The 16,134-nt window shown below is 53.3% G+C and carries 14 protein-coding genes, 1 tRNA gene and 1 pseudogene; 8 read left to right on the top strand and 8 right to left on the bottom strand.

What is annotated here, in order from left to right:
* Positions 1-27 precede the first annotated feature (27 nt).
* The 4 genes from ACHZBS_RS15035 (at position 28) to ACHZBS_RS15020 (ending at position 3,697) form a co-directional block, all read left to right on the top strand.
* On the top strand, positions 28-768 hold the full coding sequence (locus tag ACHZBS_RS15035) for a 4Fe-4S dicluster domain-containing protein (protein WP_319407335.1): 741 nt from the start codon (positions 28-30) through the stop codon (positions 766-768).
* Positions 769-885: 117 nt separating this feature from the next.
* Entirely contained in the window at positions 886-1,824 is a 939-nt protein-coding gene (locus ACHZBS_RS15030) for a formate dehydrogenase accessory protein FdhE (protein ID WP_319407334.1), read from the top strand.
* A gap of 160 nt (positions 1,825-1,984) precedes the next feature.
* Positions 1,985-2,596: an FmdE family protein gene (locus ACHZBS_RS15025; protein WP_319407333.1), complete on the top strand. Its 612-nt coding sequence runs from the start codon at positions 1,985-1,987 to the stop codon at positions 2,594-2,596.
* A gap of 30 nt (positions 2,597-2,626) precedes the next feature.
* Entirely contained in the window at positions 2,627-3,697 is a 1,071-nt protein-coding gene (locus ACHZBS_RS15020; protein ID WP_319407332.1) for a molybdopterin-binding protein, read from the top strand.
* A gap of 151 nt (positions 3,698-3,848) precedes the next feature.
* Here the strand turns inward: ACHZBS_RS15020 and ACHZBS_RS15015 are convergent.
* From ACHZBS_RS15015 to ACHZBS_RS15005, 3 genes and pseudogenes are all read right to left on the bottom strand, one after another.
* A pseudogene (locus tag ACHZBS_RS15015) lies at positions 3,849-3,962 on the bottom strand (winged helix-turn-helix domain-containing protein); the annotation flags it as partial.
* A gap of 33 nt (positions 3,963-3,995) precedes the next feature.
* Entirely contained in the window at positions 3,996-4,364 is a 369-nt protein-coding gene (locus ACHZBS_RS15010) for a response regulator (protein ID WP_319407331.1), read from the bottom strand.
* 33 nt (positions 4,365-4,397) lie between these two features.
* The gene (locus tag ACHZBS_RS15005) at positions 4,398-6,755 is read right to left on the bottom strand and encodes a PAS domain S-box protein (protein WP_319407330.1); all 2,358 of its coding nucleotides are present in this window, start codon (positions 6,753-6,755) and stop codon (positions 4,398-4,400) included.
* Between the two features lie 717 nt (positions 6,756-7,472).
* On the opposite strand from ACHZBS_RS15005, the gene ACHZBS_RS15000 reads away from it, so the two are divergent.
* The gene (locus ACHZBS_RS15000) at positions 7,473-7,904 is read left to right on the top strand and encodes a hypothetical protein (RefSeq protein WP_319407329.1); all 432 of its coding nucleotides are present in this window, start codon (positions 7,473-7,475) and stop codon (positions 7,902-7,904) included.
* A gap of 446 nt (positions 7,905-8,350) precedes the next feature.
* Here ACHZBS_RS15000 and ACHZBS_RS14995 read toward each other — a convergent pair whose 3' ends face one another.
* The 3 genes from ACHZBS_RS14995 to cysQ all read right to left on the bottom strand — a co-directional run bounded on the left by ACHZBS_RS14995 (position 8,351) and on the right by cysQ (position 11,970).
* Entirely contained in the window at positions 8,351-10,165 is a 1,815-nt protein-coding gene (locus ACHZBS_RS14995) for an alpha-amylase family glycosyl hydrolase (protein WP_319407328.1), read from the bottom strand.
* Between the two features lie 797 nt (positions 10,166-10,962).
* Positions 10,963-11,037: transfer RNA gene (locus ACHZBS_RS14990), tRNA-Val, on the bottom strand.
* A 93-nt stretch (positions 11,038-11,130) separates the two neighbouring features.
* Positions 11,131-11,970 carry a 3'(2'),5'-bisphosphate nucleotidase CysQ gene (cysQ, locus tag ACHZBS_RS14985; protein ID WP_319407327.1) on the bottom strand — a complete coding sequence of 280 codons (840 nt, stop codon included), beginning with the start codon at positions 11,968-11,970 and terminating at the stop codon, positions 11,131-11,133.
* 498 nt (positions 11,971-12,468) lie between these two features.
* Between cysQ and ACHZBS_RS14980 the strand changes: the two genes are divergently transcribed.
* From ACHZBS_RS14980 to ACHZBS_RS14970, 3 genes are all read left to right on the top strand, one after another.
* On the top strand, positions 12,469-13,302 hold the full coding sequence (locus ACHZBS_RS14980) for an AraC family transcriptional regulator (protein ID WP_319407326.1): 834 nt from the start codon (positions 12,469-12,471) through the stop codon (positions 13,300-13,302).
* Between the two features lie 98 nt (positions 13,303-13,400).
* Entirely contained in the window at positions 13,401-14,339 is a 939-nt protein-coding gene (locus ACHZBS_RS14975; RefSeq protein ID WP_319407325.1) for a DMT family transporter, read from the top strand.
* Positions 14,340-14,506: 167 nt separating this feature from the next.
* The gene (locus ACHZBS_RS14970) at positions 14,507-14,971 is read left to right on the top strand and encodes a GNAT family N-acetyltransferase (RefSeq protein ID WP_319407324.1); all 465 of its coding nucleotides are present in this window, start codon (positions 14,507-14,509) and stop codon (positions 14,969-14,971) included.
* Here the strand turns inward: ACHZBS_RS14970 and ACHZBS_RS14965 are convergent.
* Together ACHZBS_RS14965 and ACHZBS_RS14960 are read right to left on the bottom strand one after the other, a co-directional pair.
* Positions 14,946-15,245 (bottom strand): hypothetical protein, encoded by a 300-nt coding sequence (locus ACHZBS_RS14965; RefSeq protein WP_319407323.1) that lies wholly within the window; start codon positions 15,243-15,245, stop codon positions 14,946-14,948. The two genes, ACHZBS_RS14970 and ACHZBS_RS14965, sit on opposite strands and share 26 nt — an antisense overlap.
* An 82-nt stretch (positions 15,246-15,327) precedes the next feature.
* On the bottom strand, positions 15,328-16,071 hold the full coding sequence (locus tag ACHZBS_RS14960) for a GntR family transcriptional regulator (protein ID WP_319407322.1): 744 nt from the start codon (positions 16,069-16,071) through the stop codon (positions 15,328-15,330).
* Positions 16,072-16,134: the final 63 nt, after the last annotated feature.

Genomic DNA, 16,134 nt, shown 5'->3' with positions numbered 1-16,134 from the left:
GCTCAACACCCATAAGGAGACATCATCATGGCCAAATCCTTTCTCATCGATACGTCCCGGTGCACGGCATGCCGGGGTTGCCAGATAGCCTGCAAGGAGTGGAAAGAACTGCCGGCCAATAAAACCAAACAGACGGGGACCCATCAAAACCCGCCAGATCTCAATCCCAACAACTACAAACTAGTGCGTTTCAGCGAACATCTGGAAGGCAGCACCATCCGCTGGTATTTTTTCCCCGATCAATGCCGCCACTGCCTGGAACCGCCGTGTGTGGCAGTGGGTGGCGATCTGGTGGACGGTGCAATGATTCACGATGCCAAAACCGGTGCCGTGATCTACACCGACAAAACGCGACAGATACCCGAAGCGGAATTCGAGGAGATCCGCGAGGCCTGCCCGTACAACATTCCCCGCAGGAATGGGGCCACGGGACAGATCAGCAAATGCGACATGTGCTACGAACGGGTGATCCGTGGCTTGTTGCCGGTCTGCGTTGCGGTCTGTCCCACCGGTGCCATGAATTTCGGCGAGCGGCGGGAGATGCTCGATCTGGCCGAACAGCGCCTGGCAAGGGTAAAAAAGGAGCATCCCAAGGCCATACTGGCCGACGTGGACGATGTGAACGTGATTTATCTGCTCATGGACGACCCTATGAAGTATTACGAGTTTAGTGTGGCCCAGTATAAACCGGGCATGGATCGCAAGGCCTTTTTTGCAAAATTGGGTGCCCCGCTGCGAAGAGGCATGCAATCCATATTGACGTCCTGACCGGCCCGGCGTTTCATCAGCCTGGTCGACGGTGTTTTTTCCAATTAACGTCGCCCTGGATATTTGCCGCGGTGGATAGCCGGGGTGACGTCGGACCACCCATAGAAAGTTCTTTAAATGATGCATCTTGAAAGTTCCAGCGCTAAGGTCGAGCAACAATTTTACCAGGCGGTTGAGCGGTCGTTGGAAAAACGACCGGCCCTGGAGACTGTTATCAAACCCTTTGCCGCCGTACTCGTTAAAAGGGCGTCTATCGTCGCCGAGATCAGCGCATTCATGCAGCCGATGGATATGGATCGAACCGCCGACCGACTCGCTTCCGGTGTTCCCATGGTTACGGACATTTCCCTTGCGGATTGGAAAATGGCCCTGGAAAAGACATTGGCCAACCTGATGCCAGTCCTGAATCGATCGTTTCCGAACCTGAAAGCCGATTTTTCCGCCATCGAAGCCGCTATCAAAAATGGTGAATCCGATCTGAGCATTCTGGCCAAAGCTTATCTGGAAGGCAATTGCCGCGTTTTTCAGTCGTCGGTGCAAAATATTGTCGGGGCTGCGGGTGCCTTGGGGTTTGTCGTCAATTGGACCCTTTCCGCTGTGCTCAATGCAGCCCGGATCCAATGGGAAAACGCGGTGGATCTTTCCTCCTGGTCTAAAGGTTATTGCCCCGTTTGCGGGTCTCTGCCCGCCATCAGCTACCTTTCCAAACCCAACGGCCCGACTTCTGAATTTCTGCGTGGCGGCGGGGGACAAAAATTCCTGCACTGCGCACTGTGTGGTCAAAATTGGCGCTTCAAGCGAAATCGATGCCCGGCGTGCGATACCGATGATAAGGACAATCGGATTTACTATCGAGAGGTCGGGGAAACCAGTGAACGCTTCGATGCGTGCCGTCATTGTGGTCATTATCTGCTGGGTATCGACTTGCGGGAAAATAATGTCTCGGCATCCCTTGATATGGCCGCTGTCGGCATGGTCCACCTCGATATATTAGCCCGGGGAAAAGGGTTCAGCCCCATGACCTGGACGCCCTGGAACCGGATCGATGAAGGTTAGTTTGTTTGCTGTTGTGTTGATATGAGAACTTACTATGTGGAAGTAATCGTTCGGATTCGTTTTATACCGTAGTCAAAAAAGAAATGCCCGCTTTGCACCGCAAGGGCATTTTTTTGGCACCCAGTTATGTTCGGTTTAACATAGATTCGAAGAGGAAATCATGGACGATTTCAACACCCTGCTGGAAGGTTCGGCCCGGTCTCACGGCCACCTGTGTCCCGGCCAGGTGGTGGGGGTGCGCATGGCCATGCTGGGGTGCAGTCTTATCGGTCTGGACGATCCCAGCCAGCTGCCCCAGATTAAAAAACTCATCGTTTATGTGGAGATCGACCGCTGCGCCGCCGATGCCATCGCCTACGTCACCGGCGCCAGGCTGGGCCGCCGCTCGCTCAAATTCGTGGACAACGGCATCATGGCCGCCACCTTCGTCAACCTGGAAACCGGCAAGGCTTTCCGCATCGTCTCCACCGAGTCCTCCCGGGACCTGGCCCATGTTTACGCGCCGGGCATCGACGATGTCCGGCGGCAGCAACTCGATGCCTATATAAACATGGCCGATGACGTCCTGTTCACCGTCATGCCGGTCTGGGTGGATGTGCCCATCCACGATATGCCCGGCCCCTCCCGCTTCAAGATCCGCTGCGCGTCGTGCGGGGCCATGGTCCGGGACAAAAAGGAGGTGCTGGTGGGAGACCGGATACTCTGCCGCCCCTGCGCTTACGGAACCTATTATCGGCCGCTGGAAGGCCATACCCATCTGAAAATCGCTTAACATCGACCGCTATCGCAAAGGACATCGACCATGTGCCAGTCCCACCACGCCCGCCAGTCCAATGGCGGCATGACCAAGATCAACGTTGAAGAAGCCGTCGGCACACGCCTGGCGCATGACATCACGGAGATTCGCCCGGGCGAGTTCAAAGGCCCGTCTTTTCGGCGCGGACACAAGGTCCGGGAGCAGGACGTCTGCCGGCTCATGCGGCTGGGCAAGCGGCACCTGTACGTCCTCGACCTGAATGGGGACCAGGTCCACGAGGACGATGCCGTGGTGGAGCTGGCCACGGCCCTGGCCGGCCCCGGCATTACCTTCGGCCGGCAGCCCAGCGAAGGCAAGCTTCAGCTGAAGGCCGCCTACACCGGATTGCTGAAAATCGACACCGGTGCCCTGGTGGATTTCAATCTGATCCCCGACGTCATGTGCGCCGCCATGCACGACAACGTGCCCGTATCCCAAGGCCAGATCGTGGCCGGTACCCGGGCCATTCCCCTGGTGATCGAACGGCAGGTCCTGGACCGGGCGGTGGCCCTGGCCACAGCGCGGGGCCCCCTTTTCAGCGTCAAGGCTTACCATCGTAAAATCGTCCGCCTGGTGGTCACCGGCAGCGAAGTCTATGACGGGCTGATCGAAGACCGCTTCGAGGCCATCGTCGAAAAAAAGCTTTCCGCCTTCGGGGCAACCCTGCAGGAAACCGCGATCCTGCCCGACGACCCCGAACGGATCGCCGACACGATTCGCCGCTTTGCCGCGGCCGATACGGACATGATCATCACCACCGGCGGCATGTCGGTGGACCCGGACGACGTCACCCGCCACGGCATCCGCCTGGCCGGGGTGGACACGCTTCACTACGGGGCGGCGGTGCTGCCCGGCGCCATGTTCCAGCTGGCCTACAAAAAGGAGATGCCCATCGTGGGCATCCCGGCCTGCGGGCTGTACCACCAGATCACCATTTTCGATCTGGTGCTGCCCCGGCTGCTGGCCGGTGAAAGGCTCGATGAACGGGACCTGGCCCGCTTCGCCGTCGGCGGGTTGTGCCTGAACTGCACCGTATGCCGTTATCCGGCATGCCCGATGGGAAAAACCGGCAGTTGAGCACTCCATCGGAACGTCATTTCCGATGTGTTGATATACCCATGCCGATGGGGTCGTGCGCCGCAACGAGTGAGGATGTATATCAGAAACAACTCAATCGGCTCCCACACATTGACTGTTTGCCACCTATTTCTCATCATACGTTTAATTTTTACCCCACACCATAGATAGTCAGAATGACCTCTTTTCTCGCCAATCGTTCTGCGATTTTTTTACGCAGATTCTTGACATGACTGTCGATGGTGCGGTCATATCCTTCTAACTGGTATCCTTGAACTTAATCCAGCAGTTCCGCGCGTTAGAATACGCGCTCCGGAAAGGCGATCAACACGCTAAGCAGGCCAAATTCACTGGGGGTCAGGCTGAGTGTTTTACCGTCTATTGTCACCTGGCGGGTGTTTTCGTCCAGAATGATCGGCCCGGCGATTAGGCGCAGTGGGACCTTTTCAGGACGTGCGCGTCGTAATACCGCTTTGACCCGTGCCACCACTTCACGTGGTCTGAAGGGCTTGCAGATATAATCATCGGCTCCGATCTCCAAGCCTACCAGGCGATCCACTTCATCGACTTTGGCGGTAACCATGATGATAGGAATATCTGAAAGCTTTCGAACCTCCCTGCAAACCGCTATACCATCCCCACCGGGCAACATAAGGTCCAGCAGCATCAAAGCGGGTGCAATACTTTATCCTTGAGTCGCCTATTTCGTCTCGTCCAGCACTTCTCGAACCTTGACAGCCAGGGTCCTCATGGAAAAGGGTTTCTGTATAAAATGAACACCCTCGTCCAGCACGCCGTGATGAGCGATGACGTTGGCCGTGTATCCGGACATGAATAGGCGCTTGAGATTCGGATAAAGCGACTGCAGTCTTTTGGCCAAGTCCCTGCCGTTCAACTCAGGCATGACCACGTCGGTTATGAGCAGGTGGATCTCGCCGGTATGCTCCTGCGCCAGACGGATCGCCTCACCCGGCGTGGCGGCGGCATGCACCGTGTATCCCTGGAGTTCGAGCATCGTCTTGGTGATATCCATGATCATGGACTCGTCTTCCACCAAAAGGATGGTTTCGTGACCGCGTTCTGCCGGTTGTGCCGCATCCGTTTTCGTTCTCCGGCCAGCCTCGGTCGCGTGCCGGGGGAGGTAAATCTTGAAGGTCGTGCCCTGGCCCGGCTCGCTGTAAACATTGATGAAGCCGTTGTTCTGCTTGACCATGCCGTAAACGGTGGCCAGCCCCAGGCCGGTGCCCTTGCCCACTTCCTTGGTGGTGAAAAACGGTTCGAATACGTGCGAAACCGTCTCGACGTCCATGCCGCAGCCATTGTCGCTCACAGCCAGCAGAATATACTCTCCGGGAACAAATCCAGCATGCGCTTCACAGAAAGTTTCGTCAAAGGTGACCACACCCGTCTCGACGATGATCTTGCCCGTATCGCGGATGGCATCCCGGGCGTTGACGCACAGATTGGCCAGCAACTGTTCGATCTGGGAGGGGTCTATCCTGACCCGGCCAAGCTTCTTTCCCGGCAGCCAGACCAAATCGATGTCTTCGCCGATGAGCCGGCGCAGCATCTTGAGCATGCTTTCCAGAGCATCATTCAGATCGAACACCTTGGGCGCCACGGTCTGTTTGCGGGCAAAGGCCAGGAGTTGCCGGGTGAGGTCGACGGACCTTTGGGCTGCTTTTTGGATCTCTCTTAGCGTCCCATGGATCGAATCAGTCGGTCTGACCTTCATCATGCCCAATTCCGTATAGCCAAGGATCGCTCCCAGCATATTGTTAAAGTCGTGGGCCACCCCGCCGGCCAAGCGTCCGACCGACTCCATTTTCTGGGCCTGATTCAATTGTGACTGTAGCTTCTCCCGATCTTCATCTACCCGTTTGCGCACGGTGATGTCGCGGGCGAAGGTACAATTGTATTCGCATCCATCGACCTCCACGAAGTTCGCCTGGATTTCGACCGGATAGACGTGGCCATCCTTCGCCCGGTGGGAAGTTTGTAAAACGAGATGTTTTTTTTCCCGCATTTCATTCCAAATTTGCGGCCAGGCCTCCATTGGAAACTCCGGGTCGATGTCTGCCACCGACATCCGCATCAACTCTTCTCGGGAGTACCCAAGGGCTCGGCAAGCCGCTTGGTTCACATAAAAGAAGCGCGCCTCGGGTGTCATCCAGAAGGCGGCGTCCGCCATATGGTCGATTGCGAATTGGGTAAACCGCAGTGTTTCCTCCGCCCTTTTGCGGTCGGTAATATCAAGATAGACCACCATTAGAAGCCGGTGGTCGGCCTTATCGATGAAACGACCGAATAACGAACAGTTGCGGATGGCGCCGTCTCGACATCGCAGGAGGGCCTCGAAATCGGAAACGTAATTCTGCCGATTGGCCATCTCGATAAAACGGCTGCGATCCTCAGGATTGAACCACAGTCCGATGTCGTTCCCACTTCGACCATCCACCTGTTCACGGGAATAGCCGAAGGTACGATACCAGGCATCGTTCCAGGTTGTGCCTTTATATCCTCCAATATTGATGGCATAGCCCATCGGGACCGGTGCCGACTCGAAGAGTTGGCTAAAACTCTCCTCACTCTTCCTGAGGGCCTTTTCCGCCTGCTTGCGTGCGGTGATATCGTGAATAACAGAGTGAAGGAGATCTTTTCCTTTTGCTTGTATTTTGCTGCTGAACACTTCCACATCCCGGATGGTTCCATCCATCAGCCTATGATGGAATTCAAAATAGATTTGTTTTTTAGTCCTGACGTTTTCAATCGTCTGCTTTATTTCTTCGGGTGGAAGCGTGTTGATGTCATGAATCTTCATTTGTTGGAGCTCTTCCTTCGTCCATCCGTAGAATTCTACTGCCGCATCATTGGCGTCTATGAGGTTGCCGCTATCGGCATCAATGATCAGCTGGACCGCGGAGTGATGTTCGAACAGGTTCCTAAAAAGTGCCTCGCGCTCCCGCAGTTCCTTCTCGGCCCCCTTGAACTCGAAATTCGATTTCTCCAATTCCCGTACTCGTCGTTCAAGTTCTTCATATGTCGGTTTGTTTGGCATCGTAATTCCCTGTGATTTTACGATCTGGTCGATTTACAAATTCTTGCATTATCCCAAAATCTGGCAACCGTTTACAATAGGATTGGGATCCTACAGTCGATCCTGAAAATGAAATTACAAATCGCCAGCATTCCGATTGGGAAGGAATCAGAAAAATTGGTTCGGTGTTAATTCGCGCAGCATATCAGTCTAATAGGAAAATGCAAGATGTTGGGGTAGTTAAAAGAGATGTTGAGGTTGGAATATATTGAGATTGTCCCACAAATTCTGGGTTTGTCAAAACCTTCGATTACACGGATTTATCATAGAAAAGTGTTTAATATACAACGAACTCTCAGAGACTATCAGTAAGGTGCTTCCTTTGACAATTATTGTAAGCTCCCTCTCACAAATATTGTCAAACAAGCATGGCTCATCCGTGACATGATATGCCTAACTCCATGATATCATATGCTTAATTGGATTCGGTAAAAATGGTATGAGATGTGCTTGATCGATTGCCAACGAAGAGAAATACATCCTACTCAAGTGGACTGATCCCCTCTGGACACTGACAGCGCGCGCTCGGTTCCGCTTCTCCTGCTCGGGCAAGACTCCTATCCAGAACCTTGCCCATTTTTTTATGCGGATCCAGCGCAAAGGATATAAAATCGTGCAGCCATCCTTATAACGGATTGGTCATAACATGCTTGCTAAGTAGGCGAAGGAGATAGTCGAATGAGTTCTGGAACATCTGCGATGAGAGTAGATAATGGGGATTGGTTTTTGCAATCAATTATCAATCTGGTAAATGACAGCAACCTTAGGGTCGGTATAATTCTATGTGTTAACGGATTATTGGTTTTCGGAGACCTCGTTGGTGGTCATAAGTATTTTAAGGGTTTTATTAATCAGTTTGTGGAGGGTCGTAATGAAAATATAAATGGAGAACGTCTCCGGACATCAATAAAGGCATGTGAAAAGATTCACATCAAAGATAGATTGGATAGGCAAGAAATTCTTCCATGTTATATCCACCTGCAAAATGCCAGAATTTTCGATTCAAACGGCACCCTGGTTTCCGGCAGTGAAGGTATTTGGTGGCGTGGCCGGGTATCTGAAATAAGCGGATTTTCTCTCGATTATATAAATGCTGATGCTATTGGTTAAAAGTGAAAGAGAAAAAATTGCCGGAAACGTTTCTGGGTTATATGATCCAAGATCTATTGAGGGTCTGGGAAAAACCCTTTGATAAATAGAAAAATCAGGTTAAGGAACAGGAATCGATGTTGATACAAATGTCTCAAGTCACCAAAACGTGCGACATGGGCGAGGCCTACGTCCGCGCCGTGGATGGGGCAGACTTGGACATCCATCACCGGCAGCTAAGTTCTTACACTTAAAGACATTTGCGCGTTCAATGTTAGCCGCCGCTATCGTGACCGGTTCAGAAGCATGTGAGCACGATCAGGGTAAATTATTTATTCTCATGTCACAAGTTTTCAGAACCCTGTGATATCAGCTTACAGTTGCCGTAACTATTGTTAGACCAACAACATAAGCAACCGGCAGCAACTTTCAGCTTCGGGACAACAGTTCCATCGCAACGCTATCGATCATCCTTGCGAGAGAATCAGGCAGGCGTAGCATCCGATTCCGACATCCCCATGAAACGGCATGTTGTCGCAACCCCCATAGGAGGCAGTTGTATTGTACCCGGGCTGGTTTCCGAATACAGTGCTGTATCCGTTCCAGTCGCTGTTGAAGCGCGTCCTCCACTCACCACCTCTTGGGAAACCGATAGTGTAACTATCATAAGAGCGGTCCGCAAAGTTCGCCACAATGACCACGTCATCGCCCAAGCCACCGTTTCCCCAACGATGGTACGCAATCACTTTATCCGAATGGTTGACGTGAAATACGTTCACATGTTGACCTCGCAGGCCCGCCGTGTTGTTGAACCAGTTCCGGCGCAGCCTGATCAGATCCCGGTACATTAAATGAATTCCGCTGTGGGCCTGCATGCGTTCGTACCATCGTATCGGCCGCTGGTCGTGAAATGCTTGATAGTCAAGCACCTCCTGCCCTTGGAAGATCATCGGAATACCGGGCGTTGTAAACAGTATTGCTGCCACTAACGTGGATCGCTTCTGCGCATAATAGCCTTCTGCATCACCAGGTTTGATTGCATCTGTCAGACGCTTGCCATGGTTTCCTTCGGCGGCTTCGTCATGTGACTCGGTGTAGATCACACGCTGAAAGGCGTCGCCATTGTGCCGATGATAGATGGCGTCACGAATATCGTCCATGCGTCGGTCACTGTCCCAAGTGGCGATGGCCGTATTGCGGAAGGTATGGACAAAAAGAGAATCCCACTGACTGTTGAACCCTGCGCCTCTCTGGTCCGTGGGCTTCGTGACCCAGTCGTTGCGCTGCAGATCCTCTGCAATGCGTAACTTGCTGGATCCTTCATTGTTGATCCACTGCAACAAACTCCACCCCTCTGGGATGTCCGTACCATATTCTTGCCCTTTACCGTTTGCGTTGCGGATATTCACAACGGAGTCAAACCGAAGTCCATCCATATGAAACTCATTGAGCCAATAAAGGGCGTTATCCCGAATAAACTGCCGAACCTCACCACGGCCGTAATCGGGACGGGTTTCTCCCCAACTCGTCTTGCTCCGCCAGTCGTTGTAAAAATAAATGCCGCCCTTGCCATCTTTGCTCCAGCCGTCGAACTGCCACATATCCAACTGGTCGGGACCGAAATGATTGTAGACCACATCCAGTATGACACCCATCCCCAACTCGTGAGCCCGTTTCACCAGCCGTTTCAAGTCGTTTGGATCGCCATACACATCCTCGACTGCAAAAGGATTTGAGGGGTTATACCCCCAGGACCAGATGTCGTTGAATTCCACCAAGGGCATCAATTCAATGGCATTGATACCGAGGTCGCTCAGATAGGGCAACTCCTCGATCACATTGGACAAGTGGCCCGGAAGGCCGCCGGGGACATCATTATAAGTCCCCACATGCAGTTCATAGATTACCAGTTCATGCCGAGGAGGCATGTGGAATTGGTCGGTCCCCCAGTTGAATGCCGGGTCATGGATGACACCGTTTACTACCCCATCCACAACCCGCCGAATCACCTTTCGTGCATATGGATCCACACGCCAAAGTAAACCAACATGATCCGGAGTATCGATTACTATTTTGTACATCTGTCCGGGAGTTGCCTCCGGGATATCACAACTCCAGTAACCACCGGGCTCAACCTTAAGGGTATGCATCTCAGTGGACCACTGGTTGAATTCCCCGGCTACCGAAACACTGGACGCAAATGGCGCCCAGACACGAAACGTGGTGCCGCCAGCATGCGGCAACGCCCCCATCCCGGTTTGCAATGCCTTCGCAGGACTCATTCTGTCCTCCAATCTATCATTGGTTGGAACACCATCGCTGCCAGCTTGGACTCGCTAATCCACATAGCCATCTTGTCGAAATTTTAAAAAATCTCTTTTTCCCAAGTGGCAAGCACCTACATTTTTACCGGCTGCCTGAGCGCTTTGTCTGGCGGATGCAGCTCTATGTCCATTTTCCCCACCGAATCTGGGTGGTTTGAAACATTGGTCCACCTTAGATGGTCCATGCTGAAATAATCAAAGAAAGGCTTTTCGTTTCCGAGCATCCATTAACCAGTGGTTTTGCAAAACCTGGTTCAAAAACTATGCGAAATGCACCCATCATGCTCTCAGAGGTGGAACCCTAATCATCAGGAGTTGTCAGGTGCAGGTATTCACAATTGCGGCTATGATTTTGAAAAGGAAGATGGGCATAAATAGGGGTATTGCTTGTGAATAGGATAATTTGATCTTGGTAGTCAAGTGGAAATGAATCTCCCCGCCGCAAGCGACGAGGTGTTAGAATATAGTGCTTCTCAATAAAAACAAATGGTTGGGTTGACCCCAAGCTTATGGAGTGTCAATTCATTCTTCAGCTGCTGCATTTGGGCAATTTGCTCTTCACTCCTGCCGATGGTTATGTGCCGGATATCCTCCCCATACTGTAAATCGGTATTTCAAATCAGCATTGGTAAAAGCCAAATTACCACTCATGAGACGACACGACCGACGACAACACTCATTCACACCAACCTGCCTTACAAACGCCCATAAAAAAAGGATTTACAAGCCTGATGCCTGTAAATCCTTATGGTTTTTGGTGGGCGATACTGGGTTTGAACCAGTGACTTCCACCGTGTGAAGGTGGCACTCTCCCGCTGAGTTAATCGCCCAAAAAGTGATCCTACATATAGAAGGGACGGTATTGTTAAGTCAAGCGTTTTTTCTTGCTGCCAACATCCTGCAGAAGCCTTTAAGAAGTTGATTCACGGCCTTTTGACAACGAACCAGGGGTTTAGCAGATTCTCTTTGTTGTATGCCAGAACACGGCCGTCATCATGGCGGACCACCTGGGCGCCGCTGGCCACGGCGATGGCCTGGCCGGCTGCCGTATCCCACTCCATGGTGGGACCCAACCGGGGGTAAATATCCGCCCGGCCTTCGGCCACCAGACAGATTTTCAGCGAACTTCCCGACGAAATGAATTCCACTTCTCCATATTGGTTCCGCATGGTTTCCACGTAGGCTTCCAGTTCCGGTGTGGCATGGGAGCGGCTCCCCATAATTGTGAAGGAACGGTCCTTCTTCTGTCGCAGAGGCATCCGAACAGCTTTTTTTACCAGCGATTTTAGATTGTCCATCTCTATGGATTTCTTCTCACCGATCCCAATCTTTTGATAGGCATCGATCTTGAAAGCGCCCAGGTCAAGGTCGGCAAAATAAAGGGTGTCGGACGCTGGAACGTAAATGACACCCATGGTGGATCTACCCGCTTCAGCAAGCGCGATGTTCACCGTGAATTCCCCGTTGCGTTTGATGAATTCCTTGGTCCCGTCCAGTGGATCGACGATCCACATCCGCGGCCATTGTTTTCGCTCTGCAAAAGGGATATTACGCCCCTCCTCGCTGAGTATGGGGATCCCAAAGCCAGCGAGGTCTGCCATGATGATATCGTGGGAACGGCGATCAGCCAGGGTAAGCGGTGAGTTGTCCGCTTTCTTTTCCACGCCCATGTCCGCTGAATTATAAACCTCGAGGATAGCCCCGCCTGCCTCAACAGCACTGGTTATTGCCGTTTGCAGCCAAATTGCTCGTTTTTCGATCACTATTTTTTGCCTTTCCGGCTTTTATGAAAAGCCTTCGCACGGATTGATCGCGGATAGCTTCATGGTGCCGATACCCCTTTGAGTGTGGCTGAAAAATATCGGTTGAGCATGTCCATGGTGTCTTCCGGAGACAGATGTCCGGTCATGGGTGTGCCCCCCGAATGTCGGCCATGAGAATGGCCGCCCCCTGCCACCCGGCTTCGAGTGCCTATGCGGGATGCCGGCTGACACCGGTTATACGGTGAGATCGGCAATCCCAACGGGTTTCGATTTTATAAGTGCTGTAAACCATAAATGATAGGGGCGCATAGACCAGAGTTCCTTGGATGACGCATTTTATCCATGGGGCGGGGACAGGTCAAACGATAATTCCCATTTTCGAAGCAGGATTTAGATGGGCAGCAATTTTTTACAAGAAAACATACCTGACTTGTGGTAGCTTTTGAATTCAATTATCTATTTTTTGAAAAATTATAAAAGCGTAGCAGGACCCAGCCAATGAAACCCATAGAAAATGTCACCTACTGGCGGGACCCGGAACTCGAGGGTGTAGAGATCTGCCGGGTTGACGGAAGCCGGCATATTTTCCCGGACCATTCCCATGACGGCATCTATGCCATCGGCATGATGGAGTCCGGGGGCAGCTATTGTCTCGGGCCTGAAAAGTCCTACTCGCTGGTATCTGCGGGGCAGATCGCCCTGATCAATCCGAACCAGGTGCACTCCGGGGTTCCGGTTTCCGACAAGCAGATTTCTTACCGCATGATCTATTTTGACATGCGTCTGATGGCGGCAGCCGCTGGTGATATTTCCCGTCAACCCACAGCCATCCCCGAATTTCCATACATGGTCGTGGGGGACCCGCTATTGTGGTGCTGCCTGCAGCGGTTTTGCCGGGTGGTTCAGGGCCCGGGCGACCGACTGGAAAAGGAGTCGGCCATCATGGACGTAATGTCGCACCTGGTCCCCTTTTGCGCAAACGGGAAAGCGGAAAGCATGCCTCTTCGGAGCGCCGCCAGATCCATTCGTCATGCCAAAGCGTTTCTGTCGGAACACCTCGACCGCAAGGTATCCCTCGAGGATGTCGCCAGGGCGGCAGGATTAAGCCGGTATCATTTTTTAAGGGTGTTCAAACGGGAAACCGGCCTGCCGCCGCACCTGTTTCGCACCCTGCGGCGAATCGACCAGGCCAGACAGCTGCTGCGCGACGGTCAACCGCTGGCACAGACCGCATTGACCTTAGGGTTTTCTGATCAAAGCCATTTCACCAATACCTTTCGGAAGTACACCGGTGCAACTCCGGGTCAGTACCTGTCCGAATCGTCCAATTAGGCGTGCGCAATTTTCTGCAATCCACTCCTTGTTCGACCTGCTATGTCTTTGTCGGACAATAAATCGAATCAACTTCTCATGATTAAAACGATGAAGATATGAAAAATTCCCAAATGACCCGAGCTCTCAACCAACCCGGCGGACGGATAGTAATTGAACCCGGAAGGCTTCTACCGGTTGCGGCCCTTTTTACGGCGGTAATTTTATGGGGCGGATCATTCGCCTCCATGCGGCTGGCGGTGCAAGCCATGAGCCCCTGGTCGGTCATGTGGCTGCGCATGGCCATCGCCTTGGTCGTAATCCTGCCCTTCGCCGGCCGCCTGAAGACCGACGCTTATCGCCAAGGAGATTGGAAGCTACTGATACCCATGGTTCTTTTTCAGCCTTGCCTCTATTTTCTGCTTGAATCCAATGCCCTGTGCTTTACCACCTCTTCCCAGGCCGGGGTCATCAGTGCGTCGGTGCCGATAATGGTAGGCGTCGGTGCCTGGATGATGCTTGGCGAACCGCTGGGAAGAAGAACCCTCGTGGGCCTTTTCCTGTCGGTGACCGGCGTGGCGATCCTCAGCGTTTCCGGCAGTTCGGATGACACGGCGACCAATCCGCTGCTGGGCAATTTGCTGGAACTGGGTGCCATGGCCTGCGCGGCGGTAAACATGATCATGGTCAAGCGCCTGTGTGACCGCTACAATCCCTGGCTGCTAACGGCGCTTCAGGTGTTTGCCGGAACCTTGTTTTTCTCACCCGGGCTGGTGTTGCTGCTTCGGGAGCCCCGTGTTGAATGGACCATCCCGCTGATTTCCGCCATTGTTTTCCTGGGGGCACTGGTGACGCTGGGAGCGTTTGGTTTATACAACTGGGGGATGAGCCACATTCCGGCATCCAGGGCATCGGTTTTCATCAACCTCGTACCGGTGACGGCCGTGGCCATCGGCTGGATGGTCATGGGTGAGTCGTTGAGCGGGCTACAATGTCTGGCGGCAGCCGCCGTCATTATCGGTGTCGGGATCAGCCAGAAAGGAGTCCGTCAGGTGTAATAGGGTTCGAACACCGATTCTTTGATTTTATGCACCTGAAGATCTGGGCAACCGACGGAGAAAGCAGCAGTGATTGCAACAGCTGCACAGGGCGCTATCGACAGGCTTCCCATTTAACCGGATCGGTAAAAAAATGTCACTTAAACAGCCACCGACGGATATCCGCCATGATCGAAATTGTCCAGGCGACAACCCCATCCCAGATGCAGACCCTTCAAGGTCTGTTTCGCGAATACGAAGCTTTTCTCCAGGTGGATCTTTGCTTTCAAGGCTTTGAGGAGGAACTGGCGAGCCTGCCTGGTAGGTATACACCCCCGCAAGGTGCCTTGCTGCTGGCAACGGCATCAGGGCAGGCGGCAGGATGCGTGGCCATGCGGCCGCTGGACGCGGGTGTGTGCGAGATGAAACGGCTTTATGTCCGGCCGACCTATCTGGGGAAAGGCATCGGTAAAAAACTGGCGCTGAGCGTTATCGAACGGGCCAGAGAGGCCGGCTATGCACGAATGCGTCTGGATACGCTGGAAAAGCTGGGGCCGGCGCTCTCCCTATATACCGCCTTAGGTTTTCAAAAGTGCTCCCCGTATTATGAGAATCCGCTTTCCGGTGTCATCTACATGCATCGGCGGCTATGATGAAGGTTGTGAAACGGGCACGATCTACCTGTTTATTGATCTTTTTATACCTTCGGCCACCAGCCTCACGGGCCGCCTGAATGTCCTGGTTGCGGTAAAGTGCCCAGCCGTAAAAATCCCGAGCCAAAAATGATTCCAGTGCCCGGGTGGCCGCCTTTTTAAAAGGCAGCACAACCAGAATCCCGTTGCCCCCATAGGCAGAATAACTATAAAATTCCGCCAACGCCCGGCCCACGGTATCCAGACTTTGACGACGGACCGCTTCGGACCACAACGCTGCCGGGCCTGCTCTGCTGGCAGGAGCCGTCCCATGAATTCCAGCCATTTCAACAATTGGGTTCGAAAAATGACAGACCTCAGTGACCGAAGCCAAGACCGGGAGGCGGCCCGGTGCGGCCCGGAGCGAAGGTGTCTTCAAAAGCCAGTTCGCCGCGGATAAAGTACTCCACGCAGGTAACGGGGGTGTCGTGGGTATAAGTGGTGCGCAGGATATGAAAAGCCGGACGGCCGACCGGTACCGCCAATACAGCTGCAGTCTGGGCGTCAAGGGTTTCGGCGGTGATGCGCTGCCACACGCGGGTCAACGGCAGGTCGAGACGGTCCACCAGCAGCTCGTGGATGGAAACCGTCTCCAGGTCTTCGAAAAGGATGCTCCCGCACAGGTCTCCGCGCAGGTGGCGGATCTCGTACCTCACCGGCTGGCCGTCGAAGCAATGGAGCCGCCGGGCCAGAATGGTCATCCCGTTGTAGGCCATGCGTTTGGCAACCATCGGTGGCGGCTTCTCCAGTGACCTTAATTCGAGAACCCGGGTGGTGTAAGTCACCTCGAGGGTTTCCGCATGGCGGCGGGAGGGCTGGACGATAAAGTAGCCCATGGCCGGATCCGATTTCTTCACATAGGTGCCTCTGCCCCGGATCCGCTCCACGAGTCCTTCGGTTTCCAGTTCCACCAGCGCCTTGCGGGCGGTCATCCGGCTCACCCCGAACGTCGCCGCCAGCTGGTTTTCCGAAGGAAGCCTATCGGTAAAGCGTTTGGCACGCATGCCCTGGATCAGTTGCTGCTTGATGTACAGGCATTTGGAGGTGGGTAACGTACGCAATGGCCCTTGGTGTCTCATTGTTGTATAGTGAACTTGTTAAATATTTCAATCTTTGGGGTGAAT

It is taken from the genome of uncultured Desulfosarcina sp. (genome assembly GCF_963664155.2).
Classification (GTDB): Bacteria; Desulfobacterota; Desulfobacteria; order Desulfobacterales; family Desulfosarcinaceae; genus Desulfosarcina.
Note: the sequence above shows the minus strand (reverse complement) of the source record. Positions and strands in the feature narration are given on the sequence as shown.